The sequence below is a fragment of the Pseudomonas sp. WC2 genome (genome assembly GCF_050586545.1).
GTDB lineage: Bacteria > Pseudomonadota > Gammaproteobacteria > Pseudomonadales > Pseudomonadaceae > Aquipseudomonas.
Window position 1 is genome coordinate 1 of the sequence record NZ_JBOBDR010000026.1, and the last position, 19,400, is coordinate 19,400.

General features: G+C 59.0%; 24 protein-coding genes. 12 read left to right on the forward strand and 12 right to left on the reverse strand.

The annotated features are described in order from the left end of the window. Positions 1-82 precede the first annotated feature (82 nt). From ACQ4OE_RS24655 to ACQ4OE_RS24670, 4 genes are all read right to left on the reverse strand, one after another. Positions 83-460, reverse strand: a complete 378-nt coding sequence (locus tag ACQ4OE_RS24655) for a YgaP family membrane protein (RefSeq protein ID WP_093438222.1) — start codon at positions 458-460, stop codon at positions 83-85. Between the two features lie 81 nt (positions 461-541). Further along, complete coding sequence (locus tag ACQ4OE_RS24660; RefSeq protein WP_007911337.1) at positions 542-1,012, reverse strand: RNA methyltransferase; 471 nt, start codon at positions 1,010-1,012, stop codon at positions 542-544. Positions 1,013-1,196: 184 nt separating this feature from the next. Beyond that, positions 1,197-1,568 (reverse strand): YajD family HNH nuclease, encoded by a 372-nt coding sequence (locus tag ACQ4OE_RS24665; protein ID WP_007911336.1) that lies wholly within the window; start codon positions 1,566-1,568, stop codon positions 1,197-1,199. A 48-nt stretch (positions 1,569-1,616) separates the two neighbouring features. After that, the gene (locus tag ACQ4OE_RS24670) at positions 1,617-2,303 is read right to left on the reverse strand and encodes a hypothetical protein (protein ID WP_122591723.1); all 687 of its coding nucleotides are present in this window, start codon (positions 2,301-2,303) and stop codon (positions 1,617-1,619) included. Between the two features lie 80 nt (positions 2,304-2,383). On the opposite strand from ACQ4OE_RS24670, the gene ACQ4OE_RS24675 reads away from it, so the two are divergent. Next, the gene (locus ACQ4OE_RS24675) at positions 2,384-2,668 is read left to right on the forward strand and encodes a hypothetical protein (RefSeq protein ID WP_122591725.1); all 285 of its coding nucleotides are present in this window, start codon (positions 2,384-2,386) and stop codon (positions 2,666-2,668) included. On the opposite strand, the gene ACQ4OE_RS24680 is transcribed toward ACQ4OE_RS24675, so the two are convergent. Next, a complete protein-coding gene (locus ACQ4OE_RS24680; RefSeq protein ID WP_008085900.1) occupies positions 2,665-3,138 on the reverse strand; it encodes a Crp/Fnr family transcriptional regulator in 474 nt (157 codons plus the stop codon). The genes ACQ4OE_RS24675 and ACQ4OE_RS24680 overlap by 4 nt on opposite strands. A 116-nt stretch (positions 3,139-3,254) precedes the next feature. Next, positions 3,255-5,309, reverse strand: coding sequence for a S9 family peptidase (locus ACQ4OE_RS24685; protein WP_430948218.1), 2,055 nt, complete (start codon positions 5,307-5,309; stop codon positions 3,255-3,257). Between the two features lie 226 nt (positions 5,310-5,535). Between ACQ4OE_RS24685 and ACQ4OE_RS24690 the strand changes: the two genes are divergently transcribed. The 3 genes from ACQ4OE_RS24690 to ACQ4OE_RS24700 are packed head-to-tail and all read left to right on the forward strand — an operon-like array spanning position 5,536 to position 7,380. Beyond that, positions 5,536-6,033, forward strand: a complete 498-nt coding sequence (locus ACQ4OE_RS24690; protein ID WP_158954048.1) for an MFS transporter — start codon at positions 5,536-5,538, stop codon at positions 6,031-6,033. A 15-nt stretch (positions 6,034-6,048) separates the two neighbouring features. Continuing rightward, entirely contained in the window at positions 6,049-6,825 is a 777-nt protein-coding gene (locus ACQ4OE_RS24695) for a class II glutamine amidotransferase (protein WP_122591730.1), read from the forward strand. 12 nt (positions 6,826-6,837) lie between these two features. Then, the gene (locus tag ACQ4OE_RS24700; protein WP_122591732.1) at positions 6,838-7,380 is read left to right on the forward strand and encodes a DUF2937 family protein; all 543 of its coding nucleotides are present in this window, start codon (positions 6,838-6,840) and stop codon (positions 7,378-7,380) included. Positions 7,381-7,509: 129 nt separating this feature from the next. Here ACQ4OE_RS24700 and ACQ4OE_RS24705 read toward each other — a convergent pair whose 3' ends face one another. Further along, a complete protein-coding gene (locus ACQ4OE_RS24705; protein ID WP_430948219.1) occupies positions 7,510-8,424 on the reverse strand; it encodes a LysR family transcriptional regulator in 915 nt (304 codons plus the stop codon). A 158-nt stretch (positions 8,425-8,582) separates the two neighbouring features. On the opposite strand from ACQ4OE_RS24705, the gene ACQ4OE_RS24710 reads away from it, so the two are divergent. The 4 genes from ACQ4OE_RS24710 to ACQ4OE_RS24725 all read left to right on the forward strand — a co-directional run bounded on the left by ACQ4OE_RS24710 (position 8,583) and on the right by ACQ4OE_RS24725 (position 12,304). After that, positions 8,583-9,869, forward strand: coding sequence for an MFS transporter (locus ACQ4OE_RS24710; protein WP_430948220.1), 1,287 nt, complete (start codon positions 8,583-8,585; stop codon positions 9,867-9,869). 61 nt (positions 9,870-9,930) lie between these two features. Beyond that, entirely contained in the window at positions 9,931-10,683 is a 753-nt protein-coding gene (locus ACQ4OE_RS24715; RefSeq protein ID WP_430948221.1) for a 5-oxoprolinase subunit PxpA, read from the forward strand. After that, the gene (gene pxpB, locus ACQ4OE_RS24720) at positions 10,680-11,384 is read left to right on the forward strand and encodes a 5-oxoprolinase subunit PxpB (protein ID WP_430948222.1); all 705 of its coding nucleotides are present in this window, start codon (positions 10,680-10,682) and stop codon (positions 11,382-11,384) included. The genes ACQ4OE_RS24715 and pxpB overlap by 4 nt, the downstream gene beginning before the upstream one ends. Continuing rightward, a complete protein-coding gene (locus ACQ4OE_RS24725) occupies positions 11,381-12,304 on the forward strand; it encodes a biotin-dependent carboxyltransferase family protein (protein WP_430948223.1) in 924 nt (307 codons plus the stop codon). Before pxpB ends, ACQ4OE_RS24725 begins: the two co-directional genes overlap by 4 nt. A gap of 73 nt (positions 12,305-12,377) precedes the next feature. Here ACQ4OE_RS24725 and ACQ4OE_RS24730 read toward each other — a convergent pair whose 3' ends face one another. Together ACQ4OE_RS24730 and ACQ4OE_RS24735 are read right to left on the reverse strand one after the other, a co-directional pair. Next, positions 12,378-13,556 (reverse strand): vWA domain-containing protein, encoded by a 1,179-nt coding sequence (locus tag ACQ4OE_RS24730; protein ID WP_007911295.1) that lies wholly within the window; start codon positions 13,554-13,556, stop codon positions 12,378-12,380. A gap of 12 nt (positions 13,557-13,568) precedes the next feature. Continuing rightward, positions 13,569-14,414 (reverse strand): AAA family ATPase, encoded by an 846-nt coding sequence (locus ACQ4OE_RS24735; protein WP_008085923.1) that lies wholly within the window; start codon positions 14,412-14,414, stop codon positions 13,569-13,571. Between the two features lie 201 nt (positions 14,415-14,615). On the opposite strand from ACQ4OE_RS24735, the gene ACQ4OE_RS24740 reads away from it, so the two are divergent. Together ACQ4OE_RS24740 and ACQ4OE_RS24745 are read left to right on the forward strand one after the other, a co-directional pair. Next, a complete protein-coding gene (locus tag ACQ4OE_RS24740) occupies positions 14,616-14,846 on the forward strand; it encodes a DUF4160 domain-containing protein (RefSeq protein WP_430948224.1) in 231 nt (76 codons plus the stop codon). Then, positions 14,834-15,331, forward strand: coding sequence for a DUF2442 domain-containing protein (locus ACQ4OE_RS24745; protein WP_430948225.1), 498 nt, complete (start codon positions 14,834-14,836; stop codon positions 15,329-15,331). Before ACQ4OE_RS24740 ends, ACQ4OE_RS24745 begins: the two co-directional genes overlap by 13 nt. On the opposite strand, the gene ACQ4OE_RS24750 is transcribed toward ACQ4OE_RS24745, so the two are convergent. Beyond that, the gene (locus ACQ4OE_RS24750; RefSeq protein ID WP_430948226.1) at positions 15,328-16,404 is read right to left on the reverse strand and encodes a DUF748 domain-containing protein; all 1,077 of its coding nucleotides are present in this window, start codon (positions 16,402-16,404) and stop codon (positions 15,328-15,330) included. The genes ACQ4OE_RS24745 and ACQ4OE_RS24750 overlap by 4 nt on opposite strands. 128 nt (positions 16,405-16,532) lie before the next feature. Between ACQ4OE_RS24750 and cysK the strand changes: the two genes are divergently transcribed. After that, entirely contained in the window at positions 16,533-17,507 is a 975-nt protein-coding gene (gene cysK, locus ACQ4OE_RS24755; RefSeq protein WP_122591748.1) for a cysteine synthase A, read from the forward strand. 185 nt (positions 17,508-17,692) lie between these two features. Continuing rightward, entirely contained in the window at positions 17,693-18,631 is a 939-nt protein-coding gene (locus ACQ4OE_RS24760) for an aspartyl/asparaginyl beta-hydroxylase domain-containing protein (RefSeq protein WP_122591749.1), read from the forward strand. 55 nt (positions 18,632-18,686) lie between these two features. Here the strand turns inward: ACQ4OE_RS24760 and ACQ4OE_RS24765 are convergent, their stop codons facing one another. After that, positions 18,687-18,884 carry a hypothetical protein gene (locus ACQ4OE_RS24765; protein ID WP_430948227.1) on the reverse strand — a complete coding sequence of 66 codons (198 nt, stop codon included), beginning with the start codon at positions 18,882-18,884 and terminating at the stop codon, positions 18,687-18,689. After that, positions 18,881-19,327, reverse strand: a complete 447-nt coding sequence (locus ACQ4OE_RS24770) for a hypothetical protein (protein ID WP_430948228.1) — start codon at positions 19,325-19,327, stop codon at positions 18,881-18,883. Before ACQ4OE_RS24770 ends, ACQ4OE_RS24765 begins: the two co-directional genes overlap by 4 nt. Positions 19,328-19,400 lie beyond the last annotated feature (73 nt).

Here is a 19,400-nt window from a genome sequence, read left to right on the forward strand (position 1 = left end):
AAATGTATTCCCCTGTGGGAGCGACGGTGCGACGATTCGAACTGCTCGCGAAGGGGCCATCAGCCCCACCGCAACTCTCGGATCAAACCCCGGCTTTCGGCGATTTCACCGAATCATTGCCGGTCACTGTGGCGGTGCTGGTCGCCGCTTCGGCATTGGCTTTCAGCTTGCTCAGCTCTTCGCCGGCCCGTTCGATCTTGGCGCGCACATTGTTCATGTCCTGACGACTCTTCTCGATCAGGCTTTTCATCGAACTGTGCCCGGTAATCCCGCGGGCCATGGCCACGCCGCCAATCGCCACCTGAATCAGACCGAACACACCGCCACGGCGCAGGCCTTTGCCGACCATGATCACGCCGCCGGCCAGCGAGCCGATGCGCTCCCAACCTTCGACGTTTTGCTCGGAACGGCTTTGGAACGGGGTGGATTCGATACGCTCGACGCGTTTGAGCTCGGTCATGATCTTTCTCCAGGCAATGAATAATGGATAAACAAGCTGACTGCCGCAGCGGTCAGCTTGTTCCATCGGATGTACGACGCTTCAGCGGAATTTTGGCCCGGAGCGGGTGTTCAGGCCTTTGGCCATGCGGTCGTAGAGCACGACGTTGACCGTGGCGGCGAGGTTCATGCAGCCGGTGGTCGGGATGTACACGACGTCTTCGCACCAATCGCGGATTTCTTTATCCAGCGAACCGTCTTCCGGGCCGAAGATGTACAGGGCGCGATCCGGATGAGTGTATTCCGGCAGCGGGCGGGCGCCCTCGACCAGTTCCACGGCGACGGGCACGCAGTTGAGCGGGAGGATCTTTTTCAGATCATCGATGCCGATCAGCGGGATGTCGTAGTGCACGCGTTTGGTGTCGGTGACGAAGTCGGCGGCGCGTTCATAACGCTTGCCGGTGTAGAACACCGAGGCCACGCCATAGCAGCCTGCGGCGCGCATCACCGAACCGACGTTCTCCGGTGACTTGGGGTTATACAAACCAATGCAGCTGTACCGTTTGTCTGCCACGAGCGGGGTGCCTTCGGGAAAAAGAGGGCGATTATACGGGGATTGGGCGGTTGTGGTCAGACCGCTCGTTCCCACGCTCTGCGTGGGAATGCAGCCCGGGACGCTCCGCGTCCCCTTAAACCGCCGAACGCAGAGCGTCCGAAGAGGCATTCCCACGCGGAGCGTGGGAACGATCATGTCTGGCTTAATCTTCTTTCTTCATCAACCCGGCCAGCGCGGCAAACGGGTTATGCGTCGCCTTGGCGATTTTCGGCGTGCTCAGCGAGCCTTCGCTGAAGTACTGCTGATCGGTATACCGCGAGTGTTCGTTGTCGTGGCAATACAGGCACAACAATTCCCAGTTCGAGCCGTCCTGCGGGTTGTTGTCGTGGTTGTGATCGCGGTGGTGCACGGTCAGTTCGCTCAGGCGCTTGCCGGAAAACTCACGGGTGCAGCGGCCACAGACGTGCGGGTACATCTTCAGGGCCTTGTCGCGGTAGCCCATTTCCTTGTCGCGCTGGTTGTCGGCGAGGATGCGATCCAGCTTCGACGTGTTGGTTGGAGTGGACGAACTCATGGGTTCACCTTTGTAAAAGACTAATGACGGTTATGGGCAGAGTTTAGCTCAGCCTTTGAGCTTCTCGGCAATCCAGATCGTGTGGCGCGTGCCCTTGTTGCCGTGGGCGAAGACCTGGACTTCTTCGGCCTTGAAACCGGCCTTCTTCAATTTGTCGGAAAACTGCTTGTCGGCGCTGGCTGACCATACGGCGAGCACGCCTTTCGGGCGAAGAGCTTTGGCGCAGGCATTCAGACCAGCGGCGGAATACAGCCAGCTGTTGGCCTTCTGCGTCAGTCCTTCGGGGCCGTTGTCGACGTCGAGCATAATCGCGTCGAAACCGTTGGGCTCGCTTTGCAGCACTTTGGCCACGTCTTCCTGACGGATCACCGTGCGCGGATCCAGCAGCGGGCGGCCGGACTTCTCGCCGAGCGGGCCACGGTTCCATTCAACAACGCCGGGCACCAGTTCTGCGACCACCACTTCGGCGCTCTTGCCCAGGTGCTTGAGCGCGGAGGCGAGGGTGAAACCCATGCCCAGACCGCCGATCAGCACGCGCGAATTTTCCCGGCCAGCCACCTTGCGACACGGAATCTCGGCCAGCGCATCTTCGGAACCGTGCATGCGCGTGTTCATCAATTGCCCGCCGTCGCCGCCCTGGATCTTGATGACGAAATCCTCGCCATACTCGAACAGGCACAGGGCACCGCCGCTTTCAGGGATCGGGGTGGTGTCGAGCAGAACGAAACGTTTCATGGAAATCTCTACAAGGGGGAAGGCAAGCAGGCCCGTTGGGAGTAGCCTGAGCGCAGACTAGAGGCCAAACGGAGCCCTTGATGAAGCGCACCATTCTAACGGTCATTGCCCTGGCCGCGCTCTCGATTACTGCAGTGCAGGCGCAACAGACGATTCCGGTCAGCCCGGCGCCGCAACCCGGCTCGCCCGGTACCGCGACACCGACGCCGTATCCGCAGATCACCCCGATCACCATTCCCAAGTCGGGTGCCGGCAGTGGCAGCCCGCCGCTAGTGCCGATCGAAATGCCCAGCCCGCCGAGCAAGGATCAACCGGTGCCGGGCATCGAACCGAACGGTACCAAGGCGAAATCCCCCGGCGGTTAAACCTGCTGCGCGGCCAATTGGCCGTCGGCCATGCGCAGGCGTTTCGACAGGGAGACGGCAAGGGCGCGGATGATCTTCGCGGCGATCTTCGGCGCGTCGTTGAGCATTTTTTCCAGGGAGTCTTTGCCGAGGTTGAGCAACTGACAGTTGCTCGCCGCGATGCAGGTGGCCGAACGTCGCTCGCCATCGAGCACGGCCATTTCGCCGAAGGCGCGACCGCTGCGCAGGGTGGCCATGGTGATGACTTGGCCATCGGGCCCGGTTTTCTGCACGGCGACCTGACCGGTGTGGAGGATGCACATGAAGCTGCCGGCATCGCCCTCACGGAAAATCGCCTCGCCCTCAGCCACCGTGCTGATGCTGAAGTAGCCGGAAGCGGCCGCAAAGTCGGCCAGTTGCAATTGATCGAACAGGCCGCAGTCCATCAGCCAATCGCGGATTTCGTTGTTCAGGAAGGTCGGTTCTGACATGTCGGCACGGTCTTTTTGTTTTCACATTTTCAAGGCGGTACACCGCCCCTGTGGGAGCTCGGGGAGTATCGGCCTCTTGGGTCTGGAATTAAGACCCAAGTGACCGACGGAGTTCCTCAGGCCAGGCCCAAAACCTTGAAAACAAATGCGTATTCGAGCGCTACGTCACGTAATCCCTGATAACGCCCGCTCATCCCGCCATGCCCGGCACCCAATTCGGTCTTCAACAGCAGGACGTTGTCGTCGGTCTTGGTCGCGCGCAATTTCGCCACCCACTTGGCCGCTTCCCAATACTGCACGCGGCTGTCGTTGTAGCCGGCGATGACCAGCGTCGGCGGGTAATGCTGTGCGCTGACGTTTTCGTACGGCGCATAAGCCTTGATCCGCTCGTAAACCTCCGGCTCTTCAGGATTGCCCCACTCGTCGTATTCGGTGACGGTCAGCGGCAGCTCCGGGTCGAGCATGGTGTTGAGGACGTCGACGAACGGCACTTCGGCAATCGCCACGCCGAACAGATCCGGGCGCTGGTTCAGCACGGCGCCGATCAGCAAACCACCGGCACTGCCGCCGCTGATCGCCAGTTTTTCGGCGGTGGTGATGCCGTTGAGGATCAAGAATTCGGCGCAGGCAATGAAGTCGCTGAAAGTGTTGTGCTTGTGTTCCTGCTTACCGGCGCGATACCAGGCTTCGCCCAGCTCGCCGCCGCCGCGCACATGGGCGATGGCGAAGGCCATGCCGCGATCAAGAAGACTCAGACGCGCGTGAGAGAACCACGGATCCAGACTGGAGCCGTAAGCGCCATAACCGTACAGATACAGTGGCACCGGTTTGCCGAGCATTTCGCGTTTCATCACCAGGCTGATCGGCACTTGCGTACCGTCCGGTGCCGTCGCCCACAGCCGTTGGCTGACGTAAGCGTCGGCGTCGAACGGGCCGAGCACAGGGGTTTCTTTGAGCACGGTCTGCTCGCCGCTGGCGAGGATCAACTGGCGCACCTGCGCCGGACGGTTCAGCGCCTCGTAGCGCAGACGAATGCGGTCGCTCTCGAATTCCAGGCTGTTTTGCACATAGAGGCTGTAGGCCGCGTCCGGCAATTGCACGCGATAAGGCGTCAGGCCGTGTGGGTGAACTTCGATGATCGGCAGTCCACCTTCGCGCAGGCTCAGGGTCATGGCCTCGGTGTTGAGGCTGACGCCATCGAGCATCACCGTGTCGTTGTGCGGGATCAGGTTCTGCCAGTCGGCTTCGGTCGGCGCGATGCCGGTGTCCGGCGCCTGATACAGGGCATAGTTGATGCCGTCGCGGTTGGTGCGGATAAACCACGTCCACACGCCATCGAGCAGGCCGTGATCGACATCGTATTCGTGATCTTCGACGCGCGGCGCCAGGCAAGTGAACGGCAAGTGCGGCTGATTGGCGTCGAGCGCCCAGACTTCGCTGGTGGTTTTGCTGCCCAGCGACAAGAGCAATTGTTGTTCCGAGCTGGAGCGGTAGCAATGCAGGAAGAAACGCCCGTCCGGCTCGTTGAACACTTCCTCGGCAGCGGTGCCGTCGAGACGATAGCGCAACAGCTTGTGCGGGCGGTGGGTGTCGTCGAGTTCGCCGAAAAACAGGGTCAGGCTGTCGTTGGCCCAGGTCATGCTGCCGTCGCAGTCTTCGAATTCCAGTTCGCTGACCTTGTCGTTGGACAGCTCTTTGACGAACAGGGTGTAAATCTCGTCTCCCGTGGCGTCGACGCTGTAGGCCAGACGCTGATGGTCTGGGCTGATGCTGAAGGCGCCCAGCGAGAAGAAGCCGCCATTGGCCAATTCGTTCGGATCAAGCAGCAGTTGCTCGCGGCTTTCATCGAGGGTCAGGCTGTCGTCGGCCGGGCGCGGGCAGCGGTAGTGCCGGGCATATTCGTCGCCAGCGGTGGTGCGGGTGTAATACAGGTACGGGCCCCATGGCGAGGGCAGGGACAGGTCGGTTTCGAGAATCCGACCTTTGATCTCTTCGAACAGAGTGTCGCGCAGGTCGGCCTGATCGGCAGTTTGCGCCTCTTGATAAGCGTTTTCGGCCTTGAGGTAATCGAGCACCGCATCGGTGTCGCGCTCCTGCAGCCAGGCATACGGGTCGGCGCCGGCAGCTTTGTGGGCAATCGGGGCGCTGATGACGTTGGCGGATTCGGGCATGAAAGGCTCTCGGACAATGTTCGGAATAAAGGTTTTCGCAGTTCGTGAAACTGTCGCATTCCCCTGTGGGAGCGAGCCTGCTCGCGAATGCGGTGGGTCAGACAACAAAGTTTCAACTGACAGTCCGTATTCGCGAGCAGGCTCACTCCCACAGGTCGCATGTCTATTGGGACAAGCCGGGCGGGCGAAAAGTCGTTACTATAAGCGCCTCTTTGCCTGCCTTGCCATGGACACCATGACCGAGAACGACTATCTGATCGCCTGGGGCCTCTACGCCTTTGCCGCCGTGGGCTGCCTGTTGGTATGGATGCGCCTGACCACCTGGATGTGGCGCTGGTTGCGCGAGCCACTGCGCGTGCTGATGGCGGTGTTGCTGTTCAGCCCGACCATCATCGACCCGGTGAAAGCCAAGGTTGCACCGTCCATCGCCATCACTGCGCTAGACCTGGCCTTCAAGGTCGGCAACAACGCCTGGCGGGCGATTTCCGATCTGTTCATGTACGGCATGATCGCGTTCGGCATTTACCTGATCTTCGTGCTGATTCGTTTCCCGATCGAACGCTCTTCCCGCGCCCGTCGTGAACAGGCCGAAGCCGCTAAAGCCGCCGCCCGTGCCGATGATCGCGACGACGATCAACCCTTCGGCGGTGCCGGCGATGATCGATACGGCCGCCCACCTGTGCCGAGCAATCCGCAGCGCATGCGGGTCGAGCCGCGCCTGTAATCCGAGAGTCCGCACATGTGTGAATTACTGGGCATGAGCGCCAACGTGCCGACCGATATCGTGTTCAGCTTCACCGGTTTGATGCAGCGCGGCGGTCGCACCGGCCCGCACCGCGACGGCTGGGGCATCGCCTTCTATGAAGGTCGTGGCTTGCGTCTGTTTCAGGACCCGGCGGCGAGCTGCGAGTCGGAAGTCGCCAATCTGGTGCAGCGTTATCCGATCAAGAGTGAAGTGGTCATCGGCCACATCCGTCAGGCCAACGTCGGCAAGGTCTGCCTGTCCAACACCCACCCGTTCGTCCGAGAACTGTGGGGACGCAACTGGTGCTTTGCGCACAACGGCCAGCTCGCCGACTTCACCCCGATCAAAAGTTTCTACCGCCCGGTCGGCGATACCGACAGCGAAGCGGCGTTCTGCGATTTGCTCAACCGCGTGCGTGCAGCCTTTCCGGAGCCGGTCGAAGTAGAAGAGCTGCTGCCGGATCTGGTCGCCGCGTGCGCCGAATATCGCAGCAAAGGCGTGTTCAACTGCCTGCTCAGCGATGGCGACTGGCTGTTCTGCTATTGCTCGACCAAACTCGCACAGATCACCCGGCGCGCACCGTTTGGCCCTGCGCGGCTCAAGGATGTCGACGTGATCGTCGATTTCCAGGCGGAAACCACGCCCAACGACGTGGTGACGGTGATCGCCACTGAACCGTTGACCGAAAACGAAACCTGGACCCGCTACGAACCGGGCCAATGGAGCCTGTGGCGACGCGGCGAATGCGTCAGCCAAGGCAAGACCGAATAAGGATTGCACCCCATGTTGCTCAGTTATGTACGGCTGGTGTTGTTTGCGGCGGGCCTGTTGATCGGTGTCCAGGTGCCGGGGTTCATCAACGATTATGCAAAACGTGTCGAAGCGCATCTGATCGAGGCGCAGACCGGTTTGCGCGGCTTTCAGGGCACTGCCGAACAGTTTTTCAAGGGCGATATGCAGGCGCTGGTGGCGCATTACCGCGCCAGTGAGGATCCGATTTTCCGCAGTGATGCCGACAGTCTGAACACCTTGCTCACGCGTCAGCTTGCGCTGGATAAACAATTCCAGGCGATGCAGGGCCCGTGGTACATCCGCTTCCTGCAAGTGGTGCTGGCGGCCGATCCGGACATTCGCAAGGAAACCTGGAATGGCTACAGCTACCAGATCCTGCTGACCCCGGAAGCGATGATCTGGGGCATGAGCGGCGCGTTGCTGCTGTCGTTCGGGATTGAATGCCTTTTCCGCTTGATCGACTGGGTGGTGCTCGGCGGCAAGCGATTGCGCCAGAGCCGGCCGATCGAAGATCGCGACGTGCGCGGTCTCTGATGATCGTTCCCACACGGATGATCGTTCCCACGCTCTGCGTGGGAATGCAGCCCGGGACGCTCCGCGTCCCAAAGCGGACGCGGAGCGTCCATTGAGGCATTCCCACGCGGAGCGTGGGAACGATCATGTTCAGTCAGTGAGGGTGATGTAGTCCTTGCCGACTTTCTGCGCATACCCCGCCAACACCTGCTGACACAACGTCACAATCTCCTCGACCCATTCAACGCCCACCCGCCACGACACCACCACCTGTAAATTCGGTGGCCGCTGATCAATCGCCAACAAGATCAATTCCCCCCGCGCCAGTTCCTCAGCCACCAGCACCGGCGGCAGCACGCCCACACCAAAGCCATCGCGCAACAACCGGGTAATCGCCGACACCGAATTCACGCAATTCAAGCGCGGCGCCATTACGCCGTTGGCCTGCATCAACGCCACAAGATCCTGATGCGGTCGTGAGTTTTTCGAGTAGGTGATGATGCGTTCCTGCGCCAGTTCAGCGAGGTCGGCGTAGTCGCGGTTGTAGATCGAATTACTGGCGACGATCCAGCCCAGCGGATGGCTGGCCAGCTCCAGGCTGCGCACGCTTTCATGGCGCACCAGATCGGTTTGCAGGATCAGATCGAGAAAGCCTTTTTGCAGTTGATCGCAGAGGTTCAGCGAGGTATCCGCCACCAATTCGATTTCCACCCGTGGATACAGATCGGTCATCTGCGCCACCAACGGGCTGAGCCAGGTGTGGATCACCGTGTCCATCACGCCGATGCGCACACGGCCAACCTTGCTCGAGCGGGTCTCGATCGACTGCTTGAGTGCCGACATGGTGTCGAGCATCTGCTCGGCATACTCCAGCACTTTCAAGCCTTCCGGCGTCAGGCTGACCCCGCGCGAATCGCGCAAAAACAGTTTCACCCCCAGCTCACCTTCCAGCACCGCAATGCGGCTGGAGATCGACGCCTGGGTGGTGAACAGCTTGTCAGCGGTCAGACGAAAACTCTTCAGGCGGGCGACCCAGACAAAGGTCTCGAGAAACTTCAGGTTCATGGGCAAGGCTCGGGTGACAAATTTTTCTTATGGCTAAGGCGGGTTTTTATTCGTTGGACGCAGCAGGGCCGCGCGACGAAAAATCGACGCATCCGGTCCCCACGATAGGCGTCGTCGGGGCTACGAACAAGACCAATAAAAACCTGCGGAGATAAGCCATGCGTGCTCCCGACACCCTAGAAGTACCCAAGGCAACGGCGCGTCCCGGGCCGTTCGACTGGTATCGCAACATCAACCAGCAGGAGCGCCGCACCTTCTGGAGCTGCAAGATCGGTTACGGTCTGGACGGCATGGACACGCAGATGCTCAGCTTTGTCGTGCCGACGCTGATTGCGATGTGGGGCATCACCACTGGCGAAGCCGGACTGATTCACACCAGCACCCTGATTGCTTCCGCGATTGGCGGTTGGGTCGCCGGGATCCTTTCTGACCGCATCGGCCGCGTGCGCACCCTGCAACTGACGGTGCTGTGGTTCGCCTTCTTCACCTTTCTCTGCGGCTTCGCGCAAAACTACGAACAACTGCTGATCGCCCGTACCTTGATGGGCTTCGGTTTCGGCGGCGAATGGACCGCTGGCGCGGTGCTGATCGGCGAAGTCATTCGCGCCAAGGATCGCGGCAAAGCGGTGGGCATGGTGCAATCCGGTTGGGCGCTGGGCTGGGGCCTGACGGCGATTCTGTACGCGCTGCTGTTCTCTGTCCTGCCACCGGAAGACGCTTGGCGCGCGCTGTTTATCCTCGGCATCGTGCCGGCGATTTTTGTGATTTTCGTTCGTCGTCTCGTCAAGGATCCGGAGATCTATCGCGAAGCCAAGGCCCAACAAACGCCGGAGAATCAGTCGAAGTTCTACGAGATTTTCGCGCCCGGCATGCTCTTCACCACGTTCCGCGCATCAGTGCTGACCACCGGTGCTTTGGGCGGCTATTACGCAATCACTTCGTGGCTGCCGACCTTTCTGAAAAACGAACGCGGCTTGAGCGTACTCGGCACTGGCGGCTATCTGGCGATGGTAATTGTCGGCTCCTACGTCGGCTATGTAATCAGCGCCTATCTGACCGATCTGCTGGGGCGGAAGAAGAACTTCATTCTGTTCGCGGTGGGCTCGTTCACCATCGTGCTGCTCTACACGCAACTGCCGGTGAGTAACGGCGTAATGCTGTGGTTGGGCTTTCCGCTGGGCTTCTTTGCCTCGGGGATTTTCAGCGGCATGGGCGCGTTTTTGACGGAGCTGTTCCCTACGCGCATTCGCGGTTCGGGGCAGGGCTTTTGCTACAACATCGGTCGGGCGCTCGCGGCATTGTTTCCACTGCTGATCGGCTTGCTCAGCCAGAAAGTGCCATTGAGCGTGGGCATTGGTGCTTTCGCGGCGGTGTCTTACGGCGTGGTGATTATCGCGGCGTTGAGCCTGCCGGAAACCCGTGGCAAGCAACTCGATGCGCAGTAACTGATAACCTGCGCAGCAAAGTCCTACAGAAAAAAGACAAGCCCCTACAGGAGTGTTCACCGTGAGCCGCCTGCTATTGAATTGCGACATTGGCGAGAGCTTCGGCAGCTGGACCATGGGTCTGGACGCCGAGGTCATGCCCTTCATCGATTGCGCCAACGTCGCCTGCGGTTTTCATGCCGGCGACCCAAGCATCATGCGCAAGACGGTCAGCCTGGCGTTGAGCCACGGCGTACAGATCGGCGCGCACCCGGCCTATCAGGATCTGGTCGGCTTCGGTCGCCGTTCCATGGCCTATTCGGCGCAAGAGCTGCAAGACATTTTGCATTACCAGATCGGCGCCCTCGATGGCATCTGCAAGGCGCAGGGCGGGCGGGTCAGTTACGTCAAACCCCACGGCGCGATGTACAACGACATGATGGCTAATCCGGCGCAATTGCGCGCGGTGATTCAGGCCGTGGCCGCGTACGACCGCGTCCTGCCGCTGATGCTGATGGCCACTCGCGATAACTCGCCCGCGCAGCAGATTGGCGACGAGTACGGCGTGACCCTGTGGTTCGAAGCCTTCGCCGACCGCGCCTATGACAGCGCCGGCAAACTGGTTTCGCGACAACTGCCGGGGGCGGTGCATCACGACCCTGAGAAAATCATCGAGCAAGCGCTGACCATCGCCCGTGGCGGCAACCTCACCGCCAGCGATGGCAGCGCATTGCGTCTGCATGCCAATACCCTCTGCGTACACGGTGACAACGCCAGTTCGGTGGCCGCCGTGCAGCGCATTCGCGAGGCCTTGAATCAGCAGGACGCGCAATGAACCCAAGGATTGAAGTGGTGGCACTGGATTGCCTGATGCTGCGCCTGTTCGATGAAATCGCTGAGGCCAACATGCCGTGGATGCTCGCTGCCAGCGAGCGTTTGCGTGCGGTGTTCGGCGATCAATTGATTGATCTGGTGCCGTCGTACACGACGTTGATGGTTCATTACGATCTGACGAAGTTGAACCCCAATCAGGCGCGGGAATTGATTGCCGAGGCATTGATTGATCTGTCGCCCAATGCACGCAGCGGCGGCCAGTGCCATGTGTTGCCCGTCTGGTACGACCTCAGTGTCGGGCCTGAATTGAGCTTGCTGGCCGAGCGCAGTGGGCTGGCAGTGGAGGAGGTAATACGTCGCCACAGTGGCCGTGAATATCAGGTGTTCGCCCTCGGTTTTGCGCCCGGTTTTGCCTTTATGGGCCTGGTTGACGAAATCCTTGCAGCGCCACGTTTGAACACTCCGCGCAAGAGAGTCGCGGCTGGCAGCGTCGGCATCGCTGAACGACAAACTGCGGCCTATCCCGTGGTGTCTCCCGGCGGCTGGAACCTGATCGGTCGTACCCCGGCGAAACTGTTCGACCGTCATCGCGATGGCTACAGCCTGATGCAACCCGGCGACACCGTGCGGTTTGAAGCCGTGAGCCACGCCGAATTCATCGGTCTGGGTGGCGACGACACGCCGCTGGAGGCACACGCATGAGCCGATTGACGATTGAGGCGAGTACGCCGCTGTGCCTGTTGCAGGACGCCGGACGATTTGGTGTGCGGCATCTGGGCGTGACTCAGGGCGGCGCGGCGGATTGGAATTCCATGAGTTGGGCCAATTGGCTGCTGGGCAATGGGCTGGATGTGCCGGTGATCGAAATCACCCTCGGCGGGTTTGCGCTCCTCGCAGAAGAGGATTGTTTGCTTGCATTGGCCGGGGCGGATCTTGGCGCACAAATCGATGGCCAGCCGCTCGCGCCGTGGCGCAGCTTTAAATTGGTCAAAGGGCAAAAATTGCAGTTCACGCAGCCGCACCTCGGTGCTCGGGCGTACTTGGCGGCGCCCGGCGGCTTCGACGCTCCGAAGGTCTTGGGCAGTAGCGCGACGGTTGTGCGCGAAGAACTCGGCGGGCTCGATGGAATGGGCTTGCCGTTGGCCAAGGGGGCGACGCTGAGTTATCACGGGGAAGCGCTAATGGTTCGCGAAGTGCCATTGGCGTTGCGGCCGGATCTGAAATCGACTGCACCGCTGGATCTGGTGCTCGGCGCGCAGATCGGTCAGTTCAGCGGGCAGAGCCTGTTCGATGTGTTCAACAGTGCGTGGACGCTCGACAGTCGCGCCGATCGCATGGGCATTCGTTTGCTGGGCAAGGCGTTGGAATATCAGGGCCAGCCGATGATTTCCGAGGGGATTCCCTTGGGCGCGGTGCAGGTGCCGCCGGACGGGCAGCCGATTGTGTTGCTCAATGACCGGCAGACGATTGGCGGATATCCGCGATTGGGGGCGTTGACGCCGGTGGCGTTGGCGCGGCTGGCACAGTGTCTGCCAGGGGCTCAGGTGCGGCTGCGGCCGGTGGTGCAAGAAGTTGCGCACCGTGAGCATGTCGAGTATTTGCAGCGTTTCAGGAATAGCTAAAAGCTTCGTCGGAACGCCGCCCGGTGCAGCTCACTTGATCGTTCCCACGCGGAGCGTGGGAACGATCTGGTCGTCATTTGGACAAAAACCGCATCCCTTCCTCAAGCCCGCGCAACGTCAACGGATACATCTGATCTTCAATCAAATCCCGCACGATATTGGTCGACGAGGTATATCCCCACGTATCTTTCGGATACGGATTGATCCAGATGAGCTTCTTGTACTTCTCCATGAAACGCTGCATCCACACATAACCCGGCTCTTCATTCCAATGCTCGACACTGCCGCCGGCCTGGGTAATTTCATAAGGCGCCATGGCGGCGTCACCGATGAAAATCACCTTATAGTCGGCGCCGTACTTGTGCAGCAGATCCTGGGTTGAAGTGCGCTCGGAAGTGCGGCGCATGTTGTTCTTCCACACCGACTCATAAACGAAGTTGTGGAAGTAGAAATACTCCAGATGCTTGAACTCGGTCTTGCAGGCCGAGAACAACTCCTCGCAGATCTTCACGTGGGCGTCCATCGAGCCGCCGATGTCGAACAGCAACAACAGCTTCACGGTGTTACGGCGCTCGGGGCGCATCTGAATATTCAGCAGGCCCGCATCTTTGGCGGTGTGGTCGATGGTGCCGTCGATGTCGAGCTCTTCCGCCGCGCCTTGGCGGGCGAATTTACGCAAGCGACGCAGGGCCACCTTGATGTTGCGCGTGCCCAGCTCCACCGAGTCGTCGAGGTTCTTGTACTCGCGCTGATCCCAGACTTTCACCGCTTTGCCCTGGCGTTTGCCGGCATCGCCGACCCGAATGCCTTCCGGGTTGAAACCGCCGGAGCCGAACGGGCTGGTGCCGCCAGTGCCGATCCACTTGTTCCCACCGGCGTGGCGCTCCTTCTGTTCTTCCAGACGCTTCTTGAACTCTTCGATCAGCTTGTCCAGGCCGCCAAGGGACTGGATCTGCGCGCGTTCCTCGTCGCTCAGTGAACGCTCGAATTCCTTGCGCAACCAGTCTTCGGGAATCAGCGCCTGCAGGTGATCGTCGAGTTTTTCCAGGCCATTGAAGTAGGCGCCGAACGCACGGTCGAATTTGTCGAAATGGCGTTCGTCCTTCACCAGAATCGCCCGCGACAAGTAGTAGAACTCATCCATGTCGGCGAAGGTCACGCGCTGTTTCAGCGCGTTGATCAGGTCGAGCAGCTCTCGCACCGACACCGGCACCTTGGCTGCGCGCATTTCATTGAACAGGTTGAGCAACATGGCATCAGCCTCTTAGCGAGAACCGCGACGGCTCATGAACGCCAGGCGCTCAAGCAATTGCACGTCCTGCTCGTTCTTCACCAAGGCACCGGCCAGCGGTGGAATGGCTTTGGTTGGATCACGTTCGCGCAGCACCGCTTCGCCGATGTTGTCGGCCATCAGCAGCTTCAGCCAATCGACCAGTTCCGAGGTCGACGGCTTCTTCTTCAGGCCCGGCACTTTGCGCACGTCGAAGAACACGTCCAGCGCTTCGCTGACCAGGTCCTTCTTGATGTCCGGGTAGTGCACGTCGACGATTTTCTGCAGGGTGGTGCGGTCCGGGAAGGCGATGTAATGGAAGAAGCAGCGGCGCAGGAAGGCGTCCGGCAGCTCTTTCTCGTTGTTCGAGGTAATGATGATGATCGGGCGCTTCTTGGCTTTGATCGTTTCGTCGATCTCGTAAACGTAGAACTCCATCTTGTCGAGTTCTTGCAGCAAGTCGTTCGGGAACTCGATGTCGGCCTTGTCGATTTCATCGATCAGCAGAATGACCCGCTCCTCGGACTCGAAAGCCTCCCAGAGCTTGCCTTTCTTCAGGTAGTTGCGCACGTCGTGGACTTTTTCAGTGCCCAATTGCGAGTCGCGCAGACGGCTGACCGCATCGTACTCGTACAGACCCTGATGGGCCTTGGTGGTGGACTTGATGTGCCAGGTGATCAGCTTGGCATTGAACGATTCGGCCAGTTGCTCCGCGAGCATGGTCTTGCCGGTGCCCGGCTCGCCCTTGACCAGCAGCGGCCGCTCCAGGGTGATGGCGGCGTTGACCGCCAGCTTCAGGTCATCGGTGGCGACGTAGGCCTGGGTGCCTTCGAACTTCATCTGCTAATCCTCGAACGGTAACGCCGACCTGAACGGGCAGGGCGGGGGCGAAATAATCGGATGCCCGACTATAACGCGCAGGCCGGTCGACTGTGAACGCAGACGACTTATTCAGTCTCTGAATGGGGCGTCACATGTTGACTCAGTCTCGGCGCATGGCCAGTATTCAGGTATCGCCGATTTGGCGATAGCCTCTCAGGCATGACGACTAAATACCGATTTCGCGACAAATACCGCATTCAGTTGCGCGAGAAGGATCATCCGCCGCCCCACGTTCACCTGATCGGTGGTGGAGTAGATGTGATGCTTAGCCTTGAGACCGTTGAAGTTATGACGGGTAGGGCGCCGCCACTGGTTATCAAAGAAGCGCTGGCGTGGATTGCCTCGCATCAGGCGCAACTTCTGGAGGACTGGAAACGATGTTACCCATGAAAAGGCCTCGTCTGGCGGCTGTGCAGGCGCTGTCAAATTTTCGCTTGGCACTGACTTTTATTGATGGCCAGACACTGACACTTGATTTGGACCGTGATATTCACGCTTATCCCGGTCTGCAACCGTTGCTCGATGCCGAAGTGTTTGCGACTGCCACCATGGACGACGACGGCTGGACGGTCGAATGGTGTGAACCCGATATACAGATCGGTGCAGACACGCTTTATATGGATGCGCTGGCTCAGAATGCCGCTGATGAAAACACTCGGATTTTCATTGATTGGCGTGCTCGAACCGGCCTGTCACTCAATCAGGCAGCCGAAGCGCTAGGTGTTAGTGCTCGCAGTATCAGCCGCTACAGCAACGGTCGTGAGGCAGTACCCCGATCCCTGGCGCTGGCCTGTCTAGGCTGGGATTCACTGCAGCAGAATTCAACGTTAGCGGCAGAGGATTGCGGTCGTTACACCGTAAACCGCAAACCCTAACCCGCATCCGGCTTGGGCCGCTCATACCGCGCATTGAATGCCTGTACGAAACCATTGCGCAAAATCTGCAAAAACGCTTCGAACGCGCTGATATTTTGCTGATGCACATTGCCGCTGAGTTCGACTTTGGTGGCGAACTGGTTTTTCGTCTGGTTTTTCAGCACCGTTTCAGTGCCACCGACCAATGCCTCCCAGACTGAGCGGAAGATGCTTTTGTTTTTGTTTTCCACGTCCTGTTGCCAGTTGAACACTTCAACGTCGCGCAGTAGCGGTTTGATGTAGCCGTTGACTTGGGCTTTTTTGGCTTTGGCTTCGATGACCACGTCACCGTGGCCGGCGTTGAAATCGAACTTGCCGTAGGCCGAGGCGAAGTCGTTCATGCGTTTGAGTTCGATGTCTTTGGCGCGCAGGCGGAATTCGAAGTCTTCGAAGTTGCTCAACGGATCGAATGTTGCGGTGGTTTCCAGCGGTGCATGGCCCAGCAGCAGGGCTTTGCCTTCGAAGCGGGCATCCCGCTTGCCTTCTTTGTCGACGACGTTGGTCAGGTTGTAGATGCTCGCCTCGACGTTAGTGGCGTTCATATTGACGGGCGGTTTGGAGTTGAAGTTGCGGAAACTGATTTTGCCGTCGCTGATCTGCACCTCGTCTAGGGTGATGGGCAGCAACTTGCCCAGCTGTTCGCGCCAGTCGGTGCCTTGACCGGTCTGGGAGTTCTGTTTGTTGGCACCGCCGTCGACGAAATTCACTTCAGGTTTGACGAATCTCACCTGTGCGACCACCGCGTGGTCGTACCACAGCGAGTGCCAGCTGACCGCCAGATCTATGAGCGGTGCATTGACGAACGGCACCGGTACTTTGCCGTCGACCTTGACGATTTTCAGGCCATTGATCTTATAGGCCCCGCGCCACAGGGCCAGATCGACGTCAGTGATCTGGCCACGGTAATCACCCATGTCCGCAAGCTTGCCATTCAGGTAGTCGCGCACCATGTAAGGCAGGGCGATGTGCAAGGCGATCAGCAGCACCACGATTCCGGCGAAAGTCCACAATGGCCAACTGTAGCGACGCTTCATGACGATAATTCCCCAACGATGTAAAGCGATTGACTGTCGGCGACCACAGACGTTCGACCCGACTGGACTGTGATGGGCAACAGGCTTACCTTGGAAGGCTGAATTCAACGCTGCATAAGGACCCAGCCATGAGCCGTATTTTCGCTGACAACGCCCATTCCATCGGTAACACACCGCTGGTGCAGATCAACCGTATTGCGCCGCGTGGCGTGACCATCCTGGCCAAGATCGAAGGGCGCAACCCGGGTTATTCGGTCAAGTGCCGGATCGGCGCGAACATGATCTGGGACGCCGAAAGCAGCGGCAAACTCAAACCGGGCATGACCATCGTTGAGCCAACTTCCGGCAACACCGGCATCGGCCTGGCGTTTGTCGCGGCCGCGCGTGGCTACAAATTGATGCTGACCATGCCGGCGTCCATGAGCATTGAACGCCGCAAAGTCCTCAAGGCATTGGGCGCCGAGCTGGTGTTGACTGAACCGGCCAAAGGCATGAAAGGCGCCATCGAGAAGGCTGCCGAGATTGTCGCCAGTGATGCCGACAAATATTTCATGCCGGCGCAGTTCGACAACCCGGCCAACCCGGCCATTCACGAAAAGACCACGGGCCCGGAGATCTGGAACGATACCGATGGCGCGGTGGATGTACTGGTCGCGGGCGTTGGCACAGGCGGAACCATTACCGGCGTTTCGCGGTATATCAAGAATACTCAGGGCAAACCGATTCTCTCGGTGGCCGTTGAACCGGTTTCCTCGCCCGTCATTACTCAGGCGCTGGCCGGTGAAGAGATCAAGCCGAGCCCGCACAAGATTCAGGGTATCGGCGCGGGCTTCGTGCCGAAAAACCTTGATCTGGCCATGGTTGACCGGGTCGAGCAGGTGACCGACGAAGAATCCAAGGCCATGGCGCTGCGCCTGATGCAGGAAGAAGGGATTTTGTGCGGCATCTCCTGCGGTGCGGCGATGGCTGTCGCGGTGCGTTTGGCCGAGACCCCGGAAATGCAGGGCAAGACCATTGTGGTAATTCTGCCGGACTCAGGCGAACGGTATCTGTCGAGCATGTTGTTCAGCGATCTGTTCACCGAACAAGAGAATCAGCAGTAAATCCTGTTGATTCAGGTCAGCCAGGGTTCAGGATCGTTATGTTAATAAATGCTTTGTTGCGCAATGCTTAACACTGAATCTTGGCTTCAGCGGGTTTTGCCCGAGGCCGGTAATGTTTATCATGGCCGGCTGCCATGCCCAGTGAACGGCATTGCGCAGCGTTGTCTTTATTCAAGGAGTCGTTGATGACCGTTTCGTTAGCCGCCAAGGTGTTGGTGCTGCTGCTGTTCGTGGGCAGCATCCTCTACGTGCATTTGCGCGGAAAGGCGCGTTTGCCGGTGCTGCGTCAGTTCGTCAACCACTCGGCACTGTTCGCCCCCTACAACGCTTTGATGTACCTGTTTTCCGGCGTGCCGTCCAAGCCGTATCTGGATCGCAGCAAGTTTCCGGAACTGGATGTGCTGCGCGATAACTGGGAAACCATTCGCGACGAGGCCATGCACTTGTTCGACGAGGGCTACATTCGCGCCGCTGAAAAGAATAACGATGCCGGCTTTGGTTCGTTCTTCAAGAAGGGCTGGAAGCGTTTCTACCTCAAGTGGTACGACAAACCGCTGCCATCGGCGGAAACCCTGTGCCCGAAAACCGTGGCCTTGGTCAGTGCGATTCCCAACGTGAAAGGTGCGATGTTTGCGCTGTTGCCGGGCGGTAGCCATCTCAACCCGCACCGCGATCCGTTTGCCGGCTCCCTGCGTTATCACTTGGGCCTGTCGACGCCGAATTCCGACGACTGCCGAATTTTCGTCGACGGTCAGGTTTACGCTTGGCGTGATGGCGAAGACGTGATGTTCGACGAGACCTACGTGCACTGGGTCAAGAACGAAACCGAAAAGACTCGGGTGATCCTGTTCTGCGACGTCGAGCGTCCACTGCGAAACCGTCTGATGACCCGCATCAACCGCTCTATCAGTGCGTTCCTCGGCCGTGCAACCGCACCGCAAAACCTCGATGACGAACGTGTCGGCGGGATCAATCAGGCCTACGCCTGGAGCAAGAACTTCAGCGACAAGTTCAGCGGCGTGGTCAAACAGTGGAAGCGTCGCCACCCTAAGGCCTACCGCGTGTTGCGCCCGGTGCTGGCGGTGGTGGTGTTGACGTTGCTGGGTTATTGGCTGTTTGGTTGAGGCTGATCAGGCGATACAAAACCGCTCCTTGTGAGCGGTTTTTATTGGCTGCGAGTCAGCGCCGTCCAGCGAGAACGTCGGGTTCGTCTTCGATGCCTGTGATCAGCAACTGAAGAAAGCGCTGCTGATTGGTTGATAGCTCAGAGGAGATAAGCTTTTCGTCCGTTTTGATTGATCTTCTCTTCGTGGGGGATTTTTTCACGGATTTACGCATGCTTCCGCCCTCGTTGATCATTACTTGAACAGTTTTCACGATACTTTACTCTCTACTGCGAGGACAAGGCGGCCTTCCAAATCAAGTTTGAAGCCGAGTTCCTTATAAACGGGCATTGCTCCTTGTAGCGGCTCCTGGACTTCAATGCACTTACTGCCGAATATTTGCGCAAACTCATCAATGGCCATCATCGCCAAAATTGCAATACGCTTTTTAAGCGGGTGAGGCGCTTCGGGCCGTCCCTCCAATCGCACAATTCGAATTCTCTGACGGCTTTTGTTCGGATTGGCGAAGCACAGTCCGCATAGCTGATCTTCAAACCAGATTGCGATATCCAGGGACAAGGGTTCTCGTGACTTCCATGCGGCAATCTCTCGCCAGCAAAAATGCGGATTCTCCCAAAGCTCAAATGCGCTTAGTGCTAAGGCATCGATAGGTTCGAAGCGGACTTTCGAAAAATCTGTTCCTTCATGAAACTGCATCCGGTGAGTAACGACACCTGCCTGTTTCCTGGCCTGTGATTTGTACACCTGATACCGCAAATACGTCCGTTCT

Excerpts from the sequence above, each read along its gene's own strand:
- ACQ4OE_RS24655 (WP_093438222.1), bottom strand. The coding sequence starts at position 460 with ATGACCGAGCTCAAACGCGTCGAGCGTATCGAATCCACCCCGTTCCAA.
- ACQ4OE_RS24665 (WP_007911336.1), bottom strand. The coding sequence starts at position 1,568 with ATGAGTTCGTCCACTCCAACCAACACGTCGAAGCTGGATCGCATCCTC.
- ACQ4OE_RS24670 (WP_122591723.1), bottom strand. The coding sequence starts at position 2,303 with ATGAAACGTTTCGTTCTGCTCGACACCACCCCGATCCCTGAAAGCGGC.
- ACQ4OE_RS24675 (WP_122591725.1), top strand. The coding sequence starts at position 2,384 with ATGAAGCGCACCATTCTAACGGTCATTGCCCTGGCCGCGCTCTCGATT.
- ACQ4OE_RS24680 (WP_008085900.1), bottom strand. The coding sequence starts at position 3,138 with ATGTCAGAACCGACCTTCCTGAACAACGAAATCCGCGATTGGCTGATG.
- ACQ4OE_RS24685 (WP_430948218.1), bottom strand. The coding sequence starts at position 5,309 with ATGCCCGAATCCGCCAACGTCATCAGCGCCCCGATTGCCCACAAAGCT.
- ACQ4OE_RS24690 (WP_158954048.1), top strand. The coding sequence starts at position 5,536 with ATGGACACCATGACCGAGAACGACTATCTGATCGCCTGGGGCCTCTAC.
- ACQ4OE_RS24695 (WP_122591730.1), top strand. The coding sequence starts at position 6,049 with ATGTGTGAATTACTGGGCATGAGCGCCAACGTGCCGACCGATATCGTG.
- ACQ4OE_RS24700 (WP_122591732.1), top strand. The coding sequence starts at position 6,838 with ATGTTGCTCAGTTATGTACGGCTGGTGTTGTTTGCGGCGGGCCTGTTG.
- ACQ4OE_RS24705 (WP_430948219.1), bottom strand. The coding sequence starts at position 8,424 with ATGAACCTGAAGTTTCTCGAGACCTTTGTCTGGGTCGCCCGCCTGAAG.
- ACQ4OE_RS24710 (WP_430948220.1), top strand. The coding sequence starts at position 8,583 with ATGCGTGCTCCCGACACCCTAGAAGTACCCAAGGCAACGGCGCGTCCC.
- pxpB (WP_430948222.1), top strand. The coding sequence starts at position 10,680 with ATGAACCCAAGGATTGAAGTGGTGGCACTGGATTGCCTGATGCTGCGC.
- ACQ4OE_RS24725 (WP_430948223.1), top strand. The coding sequence starts at position 11,381 with ATGAGCCGATTGACGATTGAGGCGAGTACGCCGCTGTGCCTGTTGCAG.
- ACQ4OE_RS24730 (WP_007911295.1), bottom strand. The coding sequence starts at position 13,556 with ATGTTGCTCAACCTGTTCAATGAAATGCGCGCAGCCAAGGTGCCGGTG.
- ACQ4OE_RS24735 (WP_008085923.1), bottom strand. The coding sequence starts at position 14,414 with ATGAAGTTCGAAGGCACCCAGGCCTACGTCGCCACCGATGACCTGAAG.
- ACQ4OE_RS24740 (WP_430948224.1), top strand. The coding sequence starts at position 14,616 with ATGACGACTAAATACCGATTTCGCGACAAATACCGCATTCAGTTGCGC.
- ACQ4OE_RS24745 (WP_430948225.1), top strand. The coding sequence starts at position 14,834 with ATGTTACCCATGAAAAGGCCTCGTCTGGCGGCTGTGCAGGCGCTGTCA.
- ACQ4OE_RS24750 (WP_430948226.1), bottom strand. The coding sequence starts at position 16,404 with ATGAAGCGTCGCTACAGTTGGCCATTGTGGACTTTCGCCGGAATCGTG.
- cysK (WP_122591748.1), top strand. The coding sequence starts at position 16,533 with ATGAGCCGTATTTTCGCTGACAACGCCCATTCCATCGGTAACACACCG.
- ACQ4OE_RS24760 (WP_122591749.1), top strand. The coding sequence starts at position 17,693 with ATGACCGTTTCGTTAGCCGCCAAGGTGTTGGTGCTGCTGCTGTTCGTG.
- ACQ4OE_RS24770 (WP_430948228.1), bottom strand. The coding sequence starts at position 19,327 with ATGCAGTTTCATGAAGGAACAGATTTTTCGAAAGTCCGCTTCGAACCT.